Origin of the sequence: Nostoc sp. (assembly GCF_036916735.1) — a bacterium.
Taxonomy (GTDB): Bacteria; Cyanobacteriota; Cyanobacteriia; order Cyanobacteriales; family Nostocaceae; genus Nostoc.
Genome location: NZ_JBALFV010000114.1, coordinates 1 through 19,006 on the forward strand (window position 1 = coordinate 1; position 19,006 = coordinate 19,006).

The following is a 19,006-nucleotide window of genomic DNA, read 5'->3' on the forward strand; positions in this document are numbered from 1 at the left end:
ATGAATAATTTTCGGGCGAGTCCAATCAGTTTTCCTATTGCTAGTTGAATAACATTACCGTTTTTTCTTTCCCCAAAGTAACAAAAGAGGGATTAAAGAATTCAAATAAGAATCGTTATGGTTTTAAGGATGAGTTTCTATTCTTTTCGCTCTAGAAAATTTTTAGGAAAAGGGATAGTATCAATTTGCAAGCTTCCTTGTGATATATCATAAACAAACTGTCCCACCGTTTCCCGTATATCCTTGAATGACTTACAAAACATCAATTTTTTATCCATTTGAATCAGTAAACTACGAAGATTATCTTTCTCGTCTATATTCTCATATTTTAGTTTTTTTTCTAGTTCTTCTCTCAAAATATAATGAAGGTCTTTATGCTTAGAATCAAGATGGATAGACTCAAATCCAGTTAAGTGATGTCCTGCCAAATGGTCAATCTCCTTAATCCAAAACTCCAGTTCCGGATCTTCCAATGCAGGACGAATAAATTTTTCTTCCAGGTTTTTTCTCTCTTTATCTTTTAAAAAAGATAATGAACATAGTTGATAATATTCCTTCTTTTTTGCCTCCAAGTTTTTATCAGATTTAAAGGAATTTTTTATATACTGCTTTTTTACATTCTCCGTCACTTGGTTATGCAGATATGCTCGAAGTTGATAAACTGCTTCTTTTGCTTCTCGCCGTACTTCTGCTTCTGTAACATTTTTTTGGGTATTAAGGCGTTTGTATTTGGCGATTTGGGCGTAACTCATCCTGCCGTTCATCACCATATCCAGAACTTCGTAATAGGATGGTGAAAATTGTTGCAATAGGTCTAGTGCAGCTTGAATTTCAACTAAGTCGTTTTCGATTTGTTTTTCTGTAATAGTGAACGTAGGCTCATCAGTTTTTTGTAAAGAAAGACTTTCTCCTTGTTCTGCCTTGTGTTGTAGCATTTTGAAGCTCATCCAACGTAGAAGAGGTGTCATGCTATTAATGCCAAGTTCGGGAATGCCATAGTTAATTACGGCAATTGTAAGCATGGCACGCCAAAGACAATCTCCAACTATTTCTTTTTGCTGCTTCAGCCGTTCATCGGCTATGTAATCTTTGAGTCCTTCTTCGCTTTCTTGCCTATGGCTTTCCACCAGCCCCAATTGTAATGCGTAACGCCTTGTAGCTTCAGACCAGCACCACCACATAGAAATAGGCGCTTCTAAGAATGCTTTGAGACGGGAATTAATTGGGGTTTCCAGCACGGATGCATCACGTCCAATCCGTTCAAGGAACTCAGAAGCAGATATACCTTCCCTTGCTGCTTTGTCTTTGATGGCATCCCAAGCATTTTGGGTAATAGATAAGCTTCTGACCAATTTTTTCTGTTGATTACTTGTCTCCTCTCCCTTGGTATTTTTTCTCATGATCTATAAGTATTAACTTTTAATTTTATATATAACTTATATAATTATATAAACTCATAAAAAAATATTTATTTTATAAAATTGTAAAAAAAAATGTTTTCTGCTACATTAATGTCATATAACGACTATAAATACTTCAGAGAAACATATCTGCCTAATACTGTTTTGTCTTATGCCTTTAAGTGTATAAGGTAAAACAGAACGGAGGAACCAAATTATCGTGGGGCTAATGCTGTGATTTTTCCAGGATGGACACCTTTCAGTCCTAGCCCGTCAGCTAACTTCGTCGGCATTGAAAGAAAACTGAACAAACATCATTTTTCTTAAATGGTGTTATATTCAGTGTTTTTTAGTTTGTTGCTTGTTCAAAGTTTTCGATAGTACTGATTTAGTAACTTAATAATCAAAAAAGCTCGAGTTCCAAATAATTACTATTGGAATCCGAGCCGAATATTTTATTGCAATAACTTAACTTATTCCGATATCTTGAATTTCACTGTATTCAAGGTAATTAAGTTATTTTAGCTAAACAATGAGAATAATTTTGATATGGGGATTCACTTGTTAATAAAGGAGAATCAAAATGGAACTTAATCTATTTAAACATACATCACAAAATCAACAAATAAAATCAAGAAAACAAAGATTTTATTTGAATATACCAAAGCTTAAAAACTTACTTCGTACTCCATCGGTCAAAGTTGGTTCTGCTATTTCTGGAATATCTGTTATATTAATTATCTCACCATTATTAACTAATCATGAATTTGATTGGTTCAATGTTTGGCAAAACATGGGTTTTAATTTGTTAGGTGCTGTATGTACATTTGTAGCTTTTGATATTGTTTTTTGTCGTCTTAAAGAATTCGATGAGCAGCAAGGTGTAAAGTTAGATTGCTTTGATAAGCTTGAATTTATTAATATAATAATGGGAGCTAAAAATTTCAATAAATTGTCTCGCAATTCTGTAGCTCCTATTAGAATTATGGAAGTTTGGACAGAATTTTTGAGGGATAATGTTTACAAAGAAAGATTCGCTCAAGCTATCTTAAAATACATTGAGACTAATAATACTGAGATTGAGATTTTATTGCTCAATCCTGAAAATAAAGATTTAGTAGATGCTCGTTGTCTAGAATTACAAGCTGTATCCAGTGAATTTAATAATATTTCAGAAAGAATTTATATAAATTTACGAGAGATACAGAAGATAATTAAAAAACTGGAAGACAGAGGAAAACAAGATAAATTAAAAGTGAAATTATATAATACTAGTCCATCACTAGCTATTTATATGTGTGACCCAAATATGTTTGTCACCTTCTTCCGTTCTGGAATGACCACAATGAGCAAGCAGTTAAAACTACCAGTAGATTCTCCTGTAGGTGCATTTATTAATGAAAGGTTTGAGGAGATATGGCAAGACACCAAAACTATATCTTTAGAAAATTGTTTGTATGTAAGAGTAGATGTTATTAAATCGGGCATGGTTCACAGTACCTATGATAGAGTTAAGTATATTTTATGTGACCAAGGTTATTATCTGCAAAATGCCAGATTATTTCAAGACATTGCTAATATTGCAGATATAAACATCCAAATCAATAGCAAAGTATATAAACCAAATGATATAGCTATGGATGATTTACCTGATGTTGTGAAAAAACTTTTCCGTAGCAAGTACATGAATAACGGTGAGTTATTTATTTCTTTAGAATTAATCAAATAAAATGCGGAACGTCGAATAATAAGTGATTGCTGAATTTCCTTTATTAGGTCACACCTCACTCTGAAATGTGGAAATTTTCATATTTTTAGAAGTGAAATCATACCATTTTCAAAAATATTTGCAACACACGAATCAACTGTAGAGGTGTCAGGCGTGTGTTGCATTATTTTTTTGGTGATGGATATTAGGGATTTTAGGTTTTGCCATAATTGACTACAATCCCGCATGATTACTTCTTATTATGATTGTGGCTTATCTACGACGAATTAAACAATTAACCACTAATTGGATACAAATACGCGCAAGTTACCATTCCGCTAAAGCGATCGCTATTCCTTGTTGTAAATCTGGTGTGAGTGCGGTATTTTTTGCTAACTGCTGCAATTGTTGATATGTGGCTTCCCCATCCAAATTTTTTAGTGCAGCGATCGCATGTAGTCTGACAGATGCATTAGAATCAGCTAGCAGCCAAATCAATGGTTCAATGGCTTGCATTTCGCCTAACTGTCCTAAAGATAAAGCGATTGCACTTTTAACGTTGGCAATCTCGGTGGCTGGATGTTGCGATTGCAGTATTTGCAATAATATTTCTGTGGCTGGTGGAGTTTGCGGCTTTTGCACTCGCCCCAAAACAGTAACAATTTCTTGCCAAAGTGTCTCCGAAGTACTTTGATTAAATGCTGTTTGCAAATATTCCAAACTAGATGGTATTCCCACCCAAACCAATGCGCGGATGGTTTCTAATTGCAGTGGTAGCGGTGTATGAGGTGATATTAGCAGTTTAAATAATTGCTGCGCTGCTTGATCGCAACCCATCCGAGAAAGGGAAACTGCGGCTGCACAACAAACATCAAGATTAAAGTCGTAAAGCTTGGGTTGTAGTCTTGTCACCAAATCTAAAGTTTCGCATAAGTCAGGGCGAAAACCTAAACCAAGGACTGATGCACGCCTAACTGTAGCGGCTATATCATCCAAAGCATTTAACAAGATTGGTGGCACACGTTTGTCATGAAAGCTACTAAGGGCTTCAATTGCAGCTGTGCGGATTGCCGCTTGTGGATCTTGCACTACACTCAATAGCGGTATGATGGTTTCTGGATGCCGAATATAGGAAAGCGATCGCACTGCTAAAAGCCGTGTATCTTCATCTGCTAGAAGTTCAGTTAGTGAACTAATCGCAACAGTACCCATTTGCCCCAGTGCTGTAGCTGCGATCGCTTTGAGTTCTTCATCCTCATCGGTTTTCAACAATTCCACCAAAGGCAAAATTACATCTCGGTGTTGAAATTCGCCTAAAGTCCGTGCTGCATACCAGCGCAATTCTTCTTCTGCATCTTCATCTTTTAATATATCAATGAGTGGAGGAATTGCAATATTTCTCAAATGAGTCAACACCTTGGTAATTTCCCAGCGTTGCTGAAAATCCCCCATTTCTAAAATTGAAAGGGCAAATTTTAGGATATATTCTCGATTTTTAACTATCTTTGGATGTTCCGAATCTGTCCCTAAAATTAATTGTTGTAAATATTGAATTAGTGATGACCAATCAGCTGCATCATGTGCTGTTTGGGCTTGCACTAAAAGCTGGTTGATGTTACTCACGACACCCTAAATTGTTTAACTTGGCTTGACTTCAACTGAACTATTCTCTATTTTGACGGCATAAGTTTTCAGCGCTTCTGTTGCTGGGCCTTTTTGCACTTTCCCATCAATACTATATTCCGAACCATGACAGGGACAGACAAATTTTTTGGCGTCAGCTTTCCATCCCACCGTACAACCTGCGTGAGTACAAGTAGGGTTAACAGCCGTCAGATTTGCAGATTTAGATGTGCCGACTACCAGCACAGGCCCAGCAGGTGAGTTTTTCGCCAGCAATTGACCTGTTTTATCTAAATCTGCTGATGTACCTATTGTTTGCCAATCGGTTGATGCTGACTTGGTGCCAGAAGAACAAGCTGCGATCGCTACAGGTAGAGAACTCGCTATCCAACCCAAACCTACCCAATTAATAAAATCACGACGTTTCATAGCTGCTGAAATAATATCTAAGTTTTAGCTAACATCTACCACTCAATTTTGAATTCAGGATTGATTTATAGCAATCCAAAATTTCTTCGAGCGTTTCAAATACTCATTATTAACGAGTTTGTGTAGGATATTGGCTGGTTTTGATGCAAAAAATGCATATTATTTATCCGTTTTAAGCAATATTACCAAAAAACCGTAGCTATTTATACTATTTTAACAGAAATTTGCCTTTAACTTATAAATATCGAAATTGTTACATGAACATTATCTAAACCTGCTTGACAAATTTCCAAAATGTAAATGGCGACAAGTTTTACTTAACTAATCACGGGTTTGAAGTTTTGCTTTGAATGCTCTGAAGTAAAAATAATCAACCCTAAGCAAATATTAAGTTTTTATTTCCTAATCCTCGTAGATACAACACCTGACGGAACTACAGGTTGATTGATATTGGGCAATTATCACCATATTCAGTAATTTAGACAAGAGTCAGCCTGATGACAGACACAACAATTAACACTAGCAATCTCAATAAATTCGAGAAATTCAAGGCGCAAAAAGATGGACTCGCAATCAGGGATGAGATAGATAAATTTGCTGCCTTGGGCTGGGAAGCAATGGACGAAATCGATCGCGATCATCGACTCAAATGGGTAGGTGTGTTTTTTCGCCCAGTTACCCCAGGTAAGTTTATGATGCGGTTACGGATGCCTAACGGTATTCTCAGCAGCAGTCAGATGCGTGTTTTAGCCCAAGTAGTGCAGCGTTACGGTGATGATGGTTGCGCTGATATTACTACAAGACAGAATATTCAATTACGGGGGATCAGAATTGAAGATTTACCAGATATCTTTAATAGATTTCACACAGTTGGTTTAACCAGCGTTCAGTCAGGGATGGATAACGTTCGCAATATCACAGGCGATCCTGTGGCGGGGTTAGATGCAGATGAGTTGTACGACACACGAGAGTTAGTACAGCAAATTCAAGATATGCTCACCAACAAAGGGCAAGGAAACCCAGAGTTTAGCAACTTACCACGGAAGTTTAATATTGCGATCGCTGGCGGAAGAGATAATTCAGTTCATGCTGAAATTAACGATTTAGCTTTTGTTCCAGCATTTAAAGAAGCAGGGGAGCATACTTCGACTGCGCTCAGTAACCGCGAGAGCAGGGGAGCAGAGGAGCAAAATTTCCACTCTAAAATTTTCGGGTTTAACGTTTTAGTAGGTGGTTTTTTCTCAGCTAAACGTTGTGAAGCTGCGATTCCTTTGAATGCTTGGGTACCTCCCGAAGATGTGGTAGCTGTATGTAGAGCGGTTTTGGAAGTCTTTCGTGATCATGGGCCGCGTGCTAATCGGCAAAAATCGCGCTTGATGTGGCTAATTGATGAATGGGGTTTAGAAAAGTTTCGAGCAGAAGTAGAAAGCCGTTTGGGTAAATCATTATTACCCGCAGCAGCGAAAGACGAAATCGACTGGGAAAAACGCGACCACATTGGGGTATATAAACAAAAACAGGCAGGATTAAATTACGTAGGCTTGAACATTCCCGTAGGTCGGTTGTCTGCCGAAGATATGTTTGAAATTGCTCGTCTAGCAGAAGTTTACGGCAGTGGCGAAATCCGTTTTACAGTTGAGCAAAACATCGTCATCCCCAACGTTTCAGAATCGTGTTTAGAAACATTTTTAACAGAGCCTATGCTGGAAAGGTTTTCTATTGATCCAGGTTTGCTGACGCGATCGCTAGTATCCTGCACAGGCGCACAATTTTGCAATTTTGCCCTCATCGAAACCAAAAACCGCGCCCTGGCAATGATTAAAGCCTTAGAAGAAGATTTAACCTTCACTAAAACAGTACGAATTCACTGGACAGGTTGCCCCAACTCTTGCGGACAGCCCCAAGTTGCAGACATCGGCTTGATGGGAACTAAAACTCGCAAAAATGGCAAAACCCTAGAAGGCGTTGACATATATATGGGTGGCAAAGTTGGCAAAGATGCTCATTTAGGAACTTGTGTTATGAAAGGCATACCATGCGAAGACTTGCAGCCAGTATTGCAAGATTTACTAATCAAAAACTTTGGGGCAAAACTCAAGCAAGAAGCCATATTAGTTAGTAACTGATTAGGCATTGGGCAAAAGAGACGCGATTAATCGCGTCTGTACAGTTAGGAGTTATTCTCCTCTCTGCCCCACTCAGCACTCTTGAGGGGCATGGAGAATTGGGAATTGAGTTAAAAGGCTCAACTTCCGAGATAAAAGGTGCAATTTCCGAGCTAAAAGGTGCAACTTCCAAGTTCAAAGGTGCAACTTCCGAGTTCAAAGGTGCAATTTCCGAGTTCAAAGGTGCAACCTCCGAGTTCAAAGGTGCAATTTCCGAGTTCAAAGGTGCAACCTCCGAGTTCAAAGGCTCAACTTCCGAGTTCAAAGGTGCAACTTCCGAGTTCAAAGGCTCAACTTCCGAGTTCAAAGGTGCAACTTCCGAGTTCAAAGGCTCAACCTCCGAGTTCAAAGGTGCAACTTCCAAGTTCAAAGACTCATCTTCTCCGTATTTTATTCAATTAGAAAGATTAGAATGCTTAAAAACTTATTTTCGTTCAGCGATCGCTACCGCATCTTACATCAGACTTGGTTTGCCTTCTTTCTCACCTTTGTTTGTTGGTTTAATTTTGCACCCTTCGCTACAACCATTGGCAGAGAACTACATCTAGCACCTGAGCAAATCAAAACTTTAGGCATCTGTAACCTTGCTCTCACAATTCCCGCCCGATTAATCATTGGGATGCTTCTAGATCGTTTTGGCCCCAGAATCACCTACTCAATCCTGCTGATGTTTGCGGCTGTTCCTTGTTTAGCGACGGCGCTAGCGCAAGATTTTAATCAACTAGTTATCAGTCGTTTGCTGATGGGAATTGCCGGATCTGGGTTTGTTGTCGGTATCCGCATGGTGGCAGAATGGTTTCAGCCGAAGGAGATGGGAATTGCTCAAGGCATTTATGGTGGTTGGGGTAACTTTGGGGCTTTTGGTGCAGAGTTTACCTTACCGATGATTGCAGTTTGTACGAGCTTTTTCGCTGGTGGTGCTTCTAACTGGCGGTTTGCGATCGCACTTACAGGGATTATTGCAGCTATTTACGGCGTAATTTATTACAACAGTGTCCAAGATACGCCCACAGGCAAAGTTTACAAGAAACCGAAAAAGAATGGAGCTTTAGAAGTGACTAGTGTCAAAAGCTTCTGGGCAATGATTATCTCGAATTTTGGTTTGATTTTCGCCTTGGGTTTATTAGCTTGGCGTTTAGAACAAAAGAACATTCACTTCCTGACTCTCAGCCAAATGTATTTGACTTGGTTGCTATTAGCAGGATTATTTGCATACCAAAGTTATAAAGCTTGGGAAGTAAACCGAGAACTTTTAATTGGTAAGAAAACTTACGCTGCATCTGAACGCTTTCAATTCAATCAAGTAGCGTTACTCGAATTCACTTACATGACTAGCTTTGGCAGCGAACTAGCAGTTGTTTCCATGCTCCCGGCATTTTTTGAAAAAACCTTTAATTTAGAGCATGTTATAGCTGGGATGATTGCTGCTACCTATCCTTTTTTAAATTTGGTTTCTCGTCCCAGTGGTGGCTTAATGTCTGATAAATTCGGTTCCCGTAAGTGGACAATGACAATTATTAGTGCAGGTATTGGTGTTGCCTATTTGATGGCACATTTTATTAATAGTAACTGGCCGATTCCGCTAGCGATCGCAGTTACAATGTTTGCCGCCTACTTTGCCCAAGCTGGCTGCGGTGCAACTTACAGCATCGTCCCCCTAATAAAGAAAGAAGCTACTGGACAAATTGCTGGTAATGTCGGAGCTTACGGTAATTTTGGCGGCGTGGTTTACCTAACAATTTTTAGTTTAACTGACGCATCTACACTATTCAGCACAATGGGTTTAGCTGCTTTAGTCTGCGCTTTTATGTGTGCCTTCTTCCTCAAAGAACCAAAAGGTTCCTTTGCGGCCACCTATGAAGGTGAATTACCAGAATCCGCAACTACAAACTCTATTTTCTTAACTGAAGAATAATCAACTTAAGGATGAAGTAGAAAATTCACTATTAAATCTGAATAGGGAACTTTAGACTTCATCCTTTTATAACAGTCTTAATTCATGAAAATCTCTTTTTCTTTTCTCTGCGCTCTCTGCGTCTTGGCGGTTCGTTAAAAAAAATTATGAAAAACGAACCGCCAAGACGCCAAGGACGCAAAGAAATAAGAGTTTTTTTGTATTACGCACAAATTTATCAAACTGCCACTAAATCTGAGGTTGCAAAATCCAAATAACAAAATGGTACAACCGCCATGAGTGAATTTACCAAAACCCTCTGCCCCTACTGTGGTGTTGGCTGTGGATTAGAAGTTTCACCCCCAGCCCAACTTGGCAAAGCAACTAATCGAGATAGCCAAGGAACTCCAACTTGGCGAGTGCGCGGTGATAAAGCCCATCCATCCAGTCAAGGAATGGTTTGCGTCAAAGGTGCAACGATCGCAGAATCTTTAGATAAAAATAGATTACATTACCCAATGGTGCGAAACTCATTAGATGAAGAGTTTCGCCGAGTTAGTTGGGATGAAGCTTTTAATATCATCACGCAGCGCATTCAAACTATCTGCTTCAACCAAGGGCCAGAAGCCTTATGTATGTATGGTTCTGGCCAGTTTCAAACTGAGGATTATTACATAGCCCAGAAATTAATCAAAGGCTGTCTGGGTAGTAATAATTTTGATGCCAACTCTCGCTTATGTATGTCTAGTGCGGTGGCTGGTTACATTCAAAGCTTTGGCTCAGATGGCCCGCCATGCTGTTACGATGACTTGGAGTTAACCGACTGTGCATTTTTAATTGGTACTAATACAGCCGAATGTCACCCCATCGTTTTCAATCGACTGGAAAAATATCACAAGAAGAACCGCAAAGTCAAAATGATTGTGGTTGATCCCCGTCGCACACCAACCGCAGAAGCCGCAGACTTGCATTTAGCTATTCGTCCCGGTACAGATATCGACTTGTTAAACGGCATCGCTCACTTGTTGATGCGCTGGAATTACATTGATACGATGTTTATGGACGACTGCACCAGCAACTTTCCGGCTTATGCTGAGGTGATTCGGCATTATCCCCCAGAAATAGTAGCTCGTCAATGTGGAATCAGCATTGAAGATTTAGAAATAGCAGCACATTACTGGGGTGAATCTGAGCGGGTATTGTCTTTGTGGTCAATGGGTGTGAATCAATCCTCAGAAGGGACGGCTAAGGTAAGAACTATCATTAACCTGCACCTGATGACTGGACAGATTGGCAAACCTGGGGCTGGCCCTTTTTCTCTCACCGGTCAGCCGAACGCGATGGGAGGACGGGAAGCCGGAGGTTTGGCGCATTTATTACCGGGTTATCGGGCGGTGAAAAATCCCCAGCATCGTGCAGAAGTTGAGGAGTTTTGGGGACTTCAGCCAGGACAAATTTCGCCCAATCCCGGTTTGACTACTTGGGATATGATTACTGGCTTAGAAGATGGCATTGTAGAGTTACTGTGGATTGCAGCTACTAATCCTGCTGTGAGTATGCCAGATTTAGAGCGAACTAAAAAGGCGTTGTTGCGATCGCCTTTCACTATTTACCAAGACGCATATTATCCTACAGAAACCTCTACTTACGCTCATGTTCTGCTACCAGCAGCCCAGTGGGGTGAAAAAACTGGTGTAATGACAAACTCCGAACGGGTGGTAACTTTATGTCAAGCATTTCGCCAACCGCCAACAGAAGCGAAAGCAGATTGGGAAATTTTTGCTGAAGTTGGACGTAGATTAGGTTTTGAGAAAGAATTTGCCTTTGCAAATTCTGCGGAAGTTTACGCTGAGTTTGTCAAATTAACTAAAAATCGCCCCTGCGATATGACAGGTATCAGTCACGCGCAATTACAAGCAGAAGGCCCGACTCAATGGCCTCACCCAGAAGAGAGCAAGGGGAGCAGAGGAGCAGGGGAAGCAGAGGGAGAAACTTATCGAAAGCGTTTATATACTGATTTATGTTTTCATACCCCTGATGGACGCGCTAGATTTGGGGCATATTACTCAAAGGGATTGGCAGAACCACCAGACCCGGATTATCCGTTTGTGCTGACTAATGGGCGACTTTACGGACACTGGCATACGCAGACACGTACTGGTCGAATTGAAAAAATTTGCAAAATGCATCCCGAACCGTTTATCGAAATTCATCCCCGTGATGCTGCTCGGTTAGGTATTACAGATACTATGTATGTGGAAGTGCGATCGCGTCGGGGTAAAGGGAAGTTTCCTGCTAAAGTCACAAAAGCGATCGCGCCTGGTACAGTTTTTGTTCCCATGCACTGGGGTTCACTGTGGGCAGATAATGCTGAAGCCAACGCCCTCACCCATCCAGAATCTTGCCCCGATTCGCTGCAACCAGAATTAAAAGCTTGTGCAGTGCAGTTAATCCCAATTTTTCTGGAAATTACAACCAAAAATCATCAATTCCAGTCCTTACAATCGTAAGCTGCAAAATAGTAATTTATAACCAGCAACAGGTAATTTCGTCAATAATCAATAGTCAATAGTTATTATCATTTTTTCTGACTCTCTAATTTTGACTGTTACCAATTACCATATCTAAAGAGGCTAAGTTTATAGTTAATAGAGGTTTTACTAACGTCTATTTTAGCGATGGTTAAAGAATAAAAAATAGACAGAAAACTTACCAAGTATTGGCAAGTCATCTTTTTTTAATCCTCTAGATTTATCTATAGGATTTTGTTTTGTTTTAAAATTGGGTGCAGCAGATGAAAAAGCTAATGAGGCGATTTGTAACAGCGACCAAAGATGAGAACTTCATGCACTTTATTGAAAATATAGAAGTGCTAGTTTCTAAAGCTCTATCTATTTTTATGGTGGTTGTAATTTTGGTAGCGATCGGAGATTTAGGAATTTTTATTTTTAAAGAGTTATTTACAGCCCCTTATGGTAAATTTAACTCAATACTATATAAAATTTTTGGTTTATTTTTAAATATTTTAATTGCTTTAGAAATATTAGAAAATATTACCGCCTATCTCCGACGACACGTTTTTCAGGTTGAATTAGTTATTGTCACTTCTTTAATAGCTGTTGCTAGAAAAATTATTATTCTTGACTTAGAAAAAGTTCCAGGTATTGATATAATTGGTTTAGGTATAGCTATTCTTGCTTTATCAATTAGTTATTTAATAATTCGTCTCAGTAATTCCAAAGATGCAAGTTAAAGAAAATGCCTAACCAACTATAGCGGTTCTCAATTGCATGGAATACAAATCACTCTTAGTGGCACAGCAATTTTGTGTTTGTCGAGCAATAGTATAAATTATTAATGCGTGAATTTTGAATACTTCGATAAGCTCAATACAAGTTTTAAATTTTGAATTCGGAGCGAAGCGACGTGACAGATTTCTTTGAATTTGAAGCAGACTTTGTTGATTCCCTGCGCTGTATCCCTATGCAGGTGCGTTGCAAATTAGATACCTGTGGCATTAAGCTAAAATTGTCTGATTGGAATCAAATGACTACAGCCGAGCGTCAAGCTTTAGTCGAATTACCTTGCACTACAAAAACGGAAATTCAGTCTTACCGCGAGTATATCGAGCAATTAATCATACAACGCACAGGTACACCAGCGAAAAAATTGCCCATCGAGCCTCATCCAGCATGGCTAGACTCTGCCACTGTACCATCTAGCCTCCAAGAAAAAGCTCAAGAAATAGGTGTAACCCTAACACAGCAAAATTGGGCAGGTTTAACGCCCTTACAGCGTTTTGCGTTGATTAAACTCAGCCGTCCAGGACATGAAAATCAAAATTTTAACAGAGCGATCGCAGAATTTCATCTGTTTTAATTAGACAGTAGTCTTTAAAAGAAAAATCTATAGAGCGATGGCTACGCCTACCGCAGGCATCCCAAAGCTTTTTGGTCTACTGTATCTATACCACAAGCCTTGGTGATTAGGACATCAAAAGATAATAAAACTTAGACACAAAAAAACTTTTCACCCAGTCCCCAGCGATCACTGAGTGCAGTCGTTGTGTCCCCAGTTCCCAGTCCTTTACTATACCAACTTCCTTGATAAAAAATTTTTGATAATTATTTGCAATTGTTGAGTCATTTCCTGTAATGTTTATTCTCAAGTAGCTGACTAGCAATCTCAGTAACTAACAGCTATTTACTGCTTTGTTGAGAGTAGTGGTAAGTGGAGAGTAGGTATAGGGGTACTACATGGTGTTAAAACAGATATTGAAGATTGTTTTGGTGACAAGCTCTATTTGGTTCTGCATTGCAATAAGTGCAACTGCTGCTGAGATGAACAAACAAGCACAGGATAAATCTGTTGCATCGGGATTACGCAATTCTAGAACGATTAGAGAGATTCCAAGACTCAATAAAATAGAACCGACTAACACTAGCGCTCAAGAACTAGTACAGTCGCCAGCACCGCAAACAGTACCTACCTCAGAAATTGTGCCAGTGACGGCAGTTAAAGCGAATCTCACTCAGCAGGGTTTAGAAGTGATTTTACAGACTTCCCTTGGTGAAAAATTGCAAGTGGTGAATCGCAGTTTTGGCAATAACTTTATTGCTGATATTCCCAACGCCCAACTGCGCTTACCTTCAGGTGAAGCATTTACATTTCGTTCAGAGCAGCCAGTTGCAGGTATTACCGAGATAACGGTAGCAAACTTCGATGTTAATACTATTCGAGTGACGGTGATTGGTGAGGCGAATGTACCGACTGTAGAGTTGTTTGACAGTCCTGACGAGGGTTTGATTCTTAGTGTTGCTAGTGCAGCACCTTCCACACAAGCACAACAGCCTGCAACTCCCACTAAGCCAAATCAACCTGACTCTCTTAGTGATGAACCGATTGAACTTGTAGTGACAGGTGAGCAAGATGGATATACCGTGCCGGATGCATCAACTGCAACCAGGACTGATACACCTTTACGTGATATTCCCCAGTCAATTCAGGTGATTCCTCAGCAAATAATCAAGGATCAGGGAATCACACGCATAAGTGATGCTGTTCGTAATGTGTCCGGTACTACGGGCGTATCAGGTTATGGCAATAGTTTAGGTGGTGTCAATATTCGCGGTTTTGGAAATGCTGATTTGATAGATGGGTTTACTGGTTTACTTCCTGCTAATGGTGCCAATATTGAACAAGTGGAAGTACTCAAAGGTCCCGCTTCAGTACTGTATGGTCAGTTAGAGCCGGGTGGAGTGGTGAATTATGTAACAAAAAAACCTTTAAGCAATCCCTATTACTCAGCTAGTTTCACGGCTGGAAGCTTCGATTTCTACAATCCCACCATCGACCTGTCTGGGCCGCTCACTACTAATAAAAAGTTGTTGTATCGTTTGAATGTTTCTTATGAAAATTCTGGTAGCTATCGAGATTATATTGAAAATGAGATTTTCTATATTTCTCCGGTTTTTACCTACAAAATTAGTGATGCGACAACCCTAGACTTCATTTATGAATATCTTGATTCTAAGCAAGGTTTTGACCGAGGCTTTCGACCAGAACCAATCTTTTTAACCTTGCCTAGAAATCGCAATTTGTTTCAACCTGATGATTATCAAAATTCTCAAAATAATCGTTTAGAGCTAACACTGAATCACCAGTTTAGTGAAAATTGGCGGCTCAGGAACAGATTTTCGTGGAGATTTGGTGTGGGAAGTAGCAAAGTTACTAATAACGATATTGGACTTTTAGAGGATGGTCGAACACTGACGCGAACGCAGTATGGTGATGATCCGACTTATTCACAAACTTTAGCGCTACAAACCAACTTGATTGGTAAATTCAACACAGGTTCTATCGCTCATCAACTGCTGTTAGGTCTAGACTGGAACCGGAATACTCAAGATAGCAAAGGCTTTACTAGTGGTTTCCCTTCGATCAATATTTTTGAGCCAAACTATGATGTTCCACTGCCTGAGCGCATCTATAGCCAGGACAATAGCACAACTGATACTAAAGGAATTTATTTACAAGACCAAGTGACATTGTTGCCTAATCTGAAGTTGCTTGTAGGTGGTAGATATGATTTTATTGACTCAGACAGTGAAAATATATCTGACATCAGTATCAGTAGTGAACCAAACGAGTCTAGATATTACTTTGATGCCTTTTCACCGCGTGTGGGCATTGTTTATCAACCAATTGAACCCATTTCGCTATACGCTAGCTACAGTCGCTCTTTTACAGTAGACCCATATAGCAGAACAGTAGATGAGGATCTGCTAAAGCCTTCTCGCGGTACACAGTACGAAGTTGGCATCAAAGCTGAACTTTTTGATAAACGACTTTCCGCAACCCTCGCAGCCTATGGCATTGCCAAAACAAACATTGCCACTACAGACCTAGATAATCCTAAATACGTAATTGCGCTAGGAGAAGTAAAAAGTCGAGGAATTGAATTGGATGTAGCAGGTGAAATTTTACCGGGTTGGAAGTTGATTGCTTCTGGTTTTCTCAATGATGCTTACGTTAGCAAAGATAACGACCCTACAGTCCAAGGCAAGCATTTAGAAAATGCACCCTATCATGGCGCGAGTTTCTGGACAACTTATGAAATTCAAACAGGTAACTTGCAAGGATTGCAGTTTGGTGGGGGGTTCTTTTTTGTAGGCGATCGCGTTGCTAACCAAAGCGAGCAATTTATCCTTCCTTCCTATGTCAGAACCGATGCTTCTATCTCATACAAACAAAGTAACTGGCAAGTTGGACTCAACTTTAAGAACATTTTTGATGTCAAATATTACGAATCAAACGGCTACCTCACCTTTCCCCAAGCACCATTTACTCTGCAAGGGACAATTTCAGTCACCTTCTGACCTACCGATTCATCGAGCCTGAGCTTGTGCAAAGGAGCGTTTAACTTGAGTTATAAAAAACTACGTAACATTGTATTTACTGTGCATCGCATCCTGGGTTTTGCGATCGCATCAATTGCCATCTTGACTGGCTTAACTGGAAGCCTGATCGTCTTCCAGCGCGAAATCAATGACTTTCAACGACATCAACAGTTTGGCGCTATCCTACCCCAAGGTGATCGTTTATCGTTGGAAGTTATCCTGGATGTTGTCAAAACCGCCTATGCCAACCAGCCAGAAATGGCATTGCAAAGGGTTTATTTGCCAACTAAACCAGACGATCTTTTTAATGTCGTCATTTCAATTCCGAGCAACGATTGGGTAGAAGTCTACGTTAACCCCTACACAGGGGCAATTCTGGGCAACAGTCTGCATCCCAATGCCATACAGCGCTTTCTCCAGATTGTTTATGAACTCCACACCTCTTTGAAATTAGGCGATCTGGGTTTAAAGATTGTCGGTGTTGTGGGCTTAGTGATGTGCATTGTGGCGATCGCCGGAATTATCTTGTGGCCTGGTTGGCACAAGCTGACAACAGGCTTCAAAATTAAATGGAATGCCCACCCCAAGCGCCTTAATTTCGATTTACATAAGGTGTTCGGTATTACTACCGCCATATTTTTACTGTTCACCTTTTTCACTGGATTTGCCTGGAATTTAGGCTATGTTGACCCATTAATTCGTGCCATTACCTTTAGTCCACCTCTGCCTGAACTTGTTTCCCAGGCGATCGCAAATCAATCTCCTCTACCACTCAGCCAACAGATGAAAACGGCTCAACTTGCCCTACCTGACGGAGCATTGCAAAGCATTGACTTAACCACAGATCCCAAAGCTCCCCTGCGATTGCGGATGAAGCTCCCTCAAGAGCGAGAGGAATACGGCATGAGCAATGTCTATCTGGATCGATACAGCAGTCAGGTTTTACGAGTTGAGAATTCATTAAAGGCATCGTTAGGCGACAAGATTCTCAATTCCTTTGAGCCACTGCACTACGGTACTTTCGGCGGCTTACCTACCCGTATTCTTTACATCTTTGTTGGTCTGGCTCCCTTAATTCTATCTATCACTGGCTTTGTGATGTGGTGGTATCGCAAACGCAAGCAGAAAGATAATTATTCTCCTAAACAGAATTATATAAACTAATTCTCAAGCTATCGGCTTTGTTTTGAAAAATACGATTAGGTGTGTGGAGTTATGACAGTTTTGCGTAGACGTTCTTAGCGGCTTGTCGTAGACATCGCTCTATTCGTCCACTCACAACAAAAGTTTTTGAAAGGTAGATTAAAACTTAATTTTAGCTCCTTGTACTCCTAAGCGCAAATGAAAGACTGATACCAAGTTATGATAAATAATATTATTTGCTTGAAACTAGTCCAGCAGAGCTTAGATACTAAACCAGGACTTACGCAATAATTGCTAACTTCGCTTAATTTATCGAATCGCCAAGACGCCAAGAGCACCGAGAATTCGTAGAGTGTGCGTAAGTCCTATAAACAATATTAGCTTTGGCAACTTGGTATATAAGGTTTATGGAAAACTTTTCGGTCTAATGACATTACAAAACTAAATGTGTTGTAATGTATCAAAAATCTATGGGGATGCTAACGCCTAAAATAGCTGACTCTAAACTAATATTTATTTTATATAGCGTTTTCCAATAAAAGTAGAGGTTAAGCTGTATTTCACCTGCATAAAGCACAGCTTTATCTCTGCTCTCCATGAATTGCTAGAGTGATTTCAATACTTACTTCACGTCACGCACCTGGCAACCACTATAAACAACTATTGACAAAAGATGAGGGTAACAAAATATGGCTGCAAAGAAACTTTTGATGCTTGTTGGCGACTATGTAGAAGACTATGAAGTGATGGTTCCTTTTCAGGCGTTGCAAATGGTTGGACACACCGTCCATGCAGTTTGCCCTCACAAAAAAGTTGGTGATCAGGTGCGGACAGCAGTTCACGACTTTGAAGGAGACCAGACTTACAGTGAAAAACCCGGACACAATTTCACTTTAAATGCTACATTTGCAGAAGTAGAAGCTGCAACCTACGATGCCTTAGTTATTCCCGGAGGACGAGCACCAGAATATATCCGCTTGAATCAGCAGGTGCTAGAAATTACCCGTCACTTTGCCCAAACGAATAAACCGATTGCTGCCATTTGCCACGGCTTGCAGATATTGGCAGCTGCTAATGTACTGCAAGGTAAACGATGTACTGGTTACCCTGCTTGTAGCCCAGATATCAAGAGTGCTGGAGGCATTTATATCGATATCCCTGTTGATCGGGCAATAGTTGATGGTAACTTAGTGACAGCACCAGCTTGGCCTGCCCACCCCCATTGGTTGGCAGAATTCCTCACAGTACTTGGAACTAAGATTGAACACCCAGAACTGACTACAGTTGTTTGAGGCAAGATACCAGAAATCTTTTGGTTCGATCTTCGGGGCAAGTGGCGTGGAAACCCCCTTCTCTACGAGACGCTTTGTGTTGGTAAAAGCTTTTAGTACAGAAGCCCCTAGCCTTTCCCTTTGTCAGAAGACTGTACTGGCTCACAACAGACTACTAAAAAATTATATATTTTTGGACTAGAACGAAATGCAGTAAAAAATACTATTTTTTGATAAATTGCCGTGAGTTTAATTTGCAGTTAGGATCTCAAGAGTACACTACCGAAAAAATCTGATTTATCCGCCTGAAAAGCCAGTTTGAGGATAAACTCTTAGCAAATGGAATACTTCTTTACGTTAGGTAAAACAATTTGAAATTTTGCGTCTATAAATTTAAATTTCTTAGCAAGAAGTGAAGCTATAGTGGATTTAGCAATGCTGCTGTTAATGTGGCTAAGGTTAGTCCTGCTGCCA

Annotated in this window: 13 protein-coding genes and 1 riboswitch; of the genes, 9 read left to right on the forward strand and 4 right to left on the reverse strand. The window is 40.0% G+C overall.

The window, feature by feature from the left end; all coding sequences use genetic code 11:
* Window positions 1-137: 137 nt before the first annotated feature.
* Window positions 138-1,400, reverse strand: coding sequence for a hypothetical protein (locus tag V7L20_RS28295; RefSeq protein ID WP_334747263.1), 1,263 nt, complete (start codon window positions 1,398-1,400; stop codon window positions 138-140).
* Window positions 1,401-1,563: 163 nt separating this feature from the next.
* Window positions 1,564-1,707: riboswitch (cyclic di-AMP (ydaO/yuaA leader) on the forward strand.
* A gap of 276 nt (window positions 1,708-1,983) precedes the next feature.
* Between V7L20_RS28295 and V7L20_RS28300 the strand changes: the two genes are divergently transcribed.
* Window positions 1,984-3,129, forward strand: a complete 1,146-nt coding sequence (locus V7L20_RS28300) for a hypothetical protein (protein WP_334747264.1) — start codon at window positions 1,984-1,986, stop codon at window positions 3,127-3,129.
* A gap of 306 nt (window positions 3,130-3,435) precedes the next feature.
* On the opposite strand, the gene V7L20_RS28305 is transcribed toward V7L20_RS28300, so the two are convergent.
* Window positions 3,436-4,731: a HEAT repeat domain-containing protein gene (locus tag V7L20_RS28305; protein ID WP_334747265.1), complete on the reverse strand. Its 1,296-nt coding sequence runs from the start codon at window positions 4,729-4,731 to the stop codon at window positions 3,436-3,438.
* Window positions 4,732-4,746: 15 nt separating this feature from the next.
* Window positions 4,747-5,160, reverse strand: a complete 414-nt coding sequence (locus tag V7L20_RS28310) for a QcrA and Rieske domain-containing protein (RefSeq protein WP_334747266.1) — start codon at window positions 5,158-5,160, stop codon at window positions 4,747-4,749.
* A 497-nt stretch (window positions 5,161-5,657) separates the two neighbouring features.
* On the opposite strand from V7L20_RS28310, the gene V7L20_RS28315 reads away from it, so the two are divergent.
* Window positions 5,658-7,286 carry a ferredoxin--nitrite reductase gene (locus V7L20_RS28315; RefSeq protein WP_334747267.1) on the forward strand — a complete coding sequence of 543 codons (1,629 nt, stop codon included), beginning with the start codon at window positions 5,658-5,660 and terminating at the stop codon, window positions 7,284-7,286.
* Here V7L20_RS28315 and V7L20_RS28320 read toward each other — a convergent pair.
* Complete coding sequence (locus V7L20_RS28320; RefSeq protein WP_334747268.1) at window positions 7,276-7,695, reverse strand: coiled-coil domain-containing protein; 420 nt, start codon at window positions 7,693-7,695, stop codon at window positions 7,276-7,278. The two genes, V7L20_RS28315 and V7L20_RS28320, sit on opposite strands and share 11 nt — an antisense overlap.
* A 42-nt stretch (window positions 7,696-7,737) precedes the next feature.
* Here V7L20_RS28320 and V7L20_RS28325 point away from each other — a divergent pair, with 42 nt between their 5' ends.
* From V7L20_RS28325 to V7L20_RS28355, 7 genes are all read left to right on the forward strand, one after another.
* Complete coding sequence (locus V7L20_RS28325; protein WP_334747269.1) at window positions 7,738-9,240, forward strand: NarK family nitrate/nitrite MFS transporter; 1,503 nt, start codon at window positions 7,738-7,740, stop codon at window positions 9,238-9,240.
* Window positions 9,241-9,515: 275 nt separating this feature from the next.
* Window positions 9,516-11,729 carry a molybdopterin oxidoreductase family protein gene (locus tag V7L20_RS28330; RefSeq protein ID WP_334747270.1) on the forward strand — a complete coding sequence of 738 codons (2,214 nt, stop codon included), beginning with the start codon at window positions 9,516-9,518 and terminating at the stop codon, window positions 11,727-11,729.
* A 284-nt stretch (window positions 11,730-12,013) separates the two neighbouring features.
* A complete protein-coding gene (locus V7L20_RS28335) occupies window positions 12,014-12,472 on the forward strand; it encodes a phosphate-starvation-inducible PsiE family protein (protein ID WP_334747271.1) in 459 nt (152 codons plus the stop codon).
* A 173-nt stretch (window positions 12,473-12,645) separates the two neighbouring features.
* Window positions 12,646-13,098, forward strand: coding sequence for a nitrate reductase associated protein (locus V7L20_RS28340; protein ID WP_334747272.1), 453 nt, complete (start codon window positions 12,646-12,648; stop codon window positions 13,096-13,098).
* Window positions 13,099-13,508: 410 nt separating this feature from the next.
* On the forward strand, window positions 13,509-16,097 hold the full coding sequence (locus V7L20_RS28345) for a TonB-dependent siderophore receptor (protein ID WP_334747273.1): 2,589 nt from the start codon (window positions 13,509-13,511) through the stop codon (window positions 16,095-16,097).
* A 45-nt stretch (window positions 16,098-16,142) separates the two neighbouring features.
* A complete protein-coding gene (locus V7L20_RS28350) occupies window positions 16,143-17,282 on the forward strand; it encodes a PepSY-associated TM helix domain-containing protein (protein WP_334747274.1) in 1,140 nt (379 codons plus the stop codon).
* Between the two features lie 668 nt (window positions 17,283-17,950).
* Window positions 17,951-18,553 (forward strand): DJ-1/PfpI family protein, encoded by a 603-nt coding sequence (locus V7L20_RS28355; protein WP_334747275.1) that lies wholly within the window; start codon window positions 17,951-17,953, stop codon window positions 18,551-18,553.
* The last annotated feature ends 453 nt before the right edge of the window (window positions 18,554-19,006 follow it).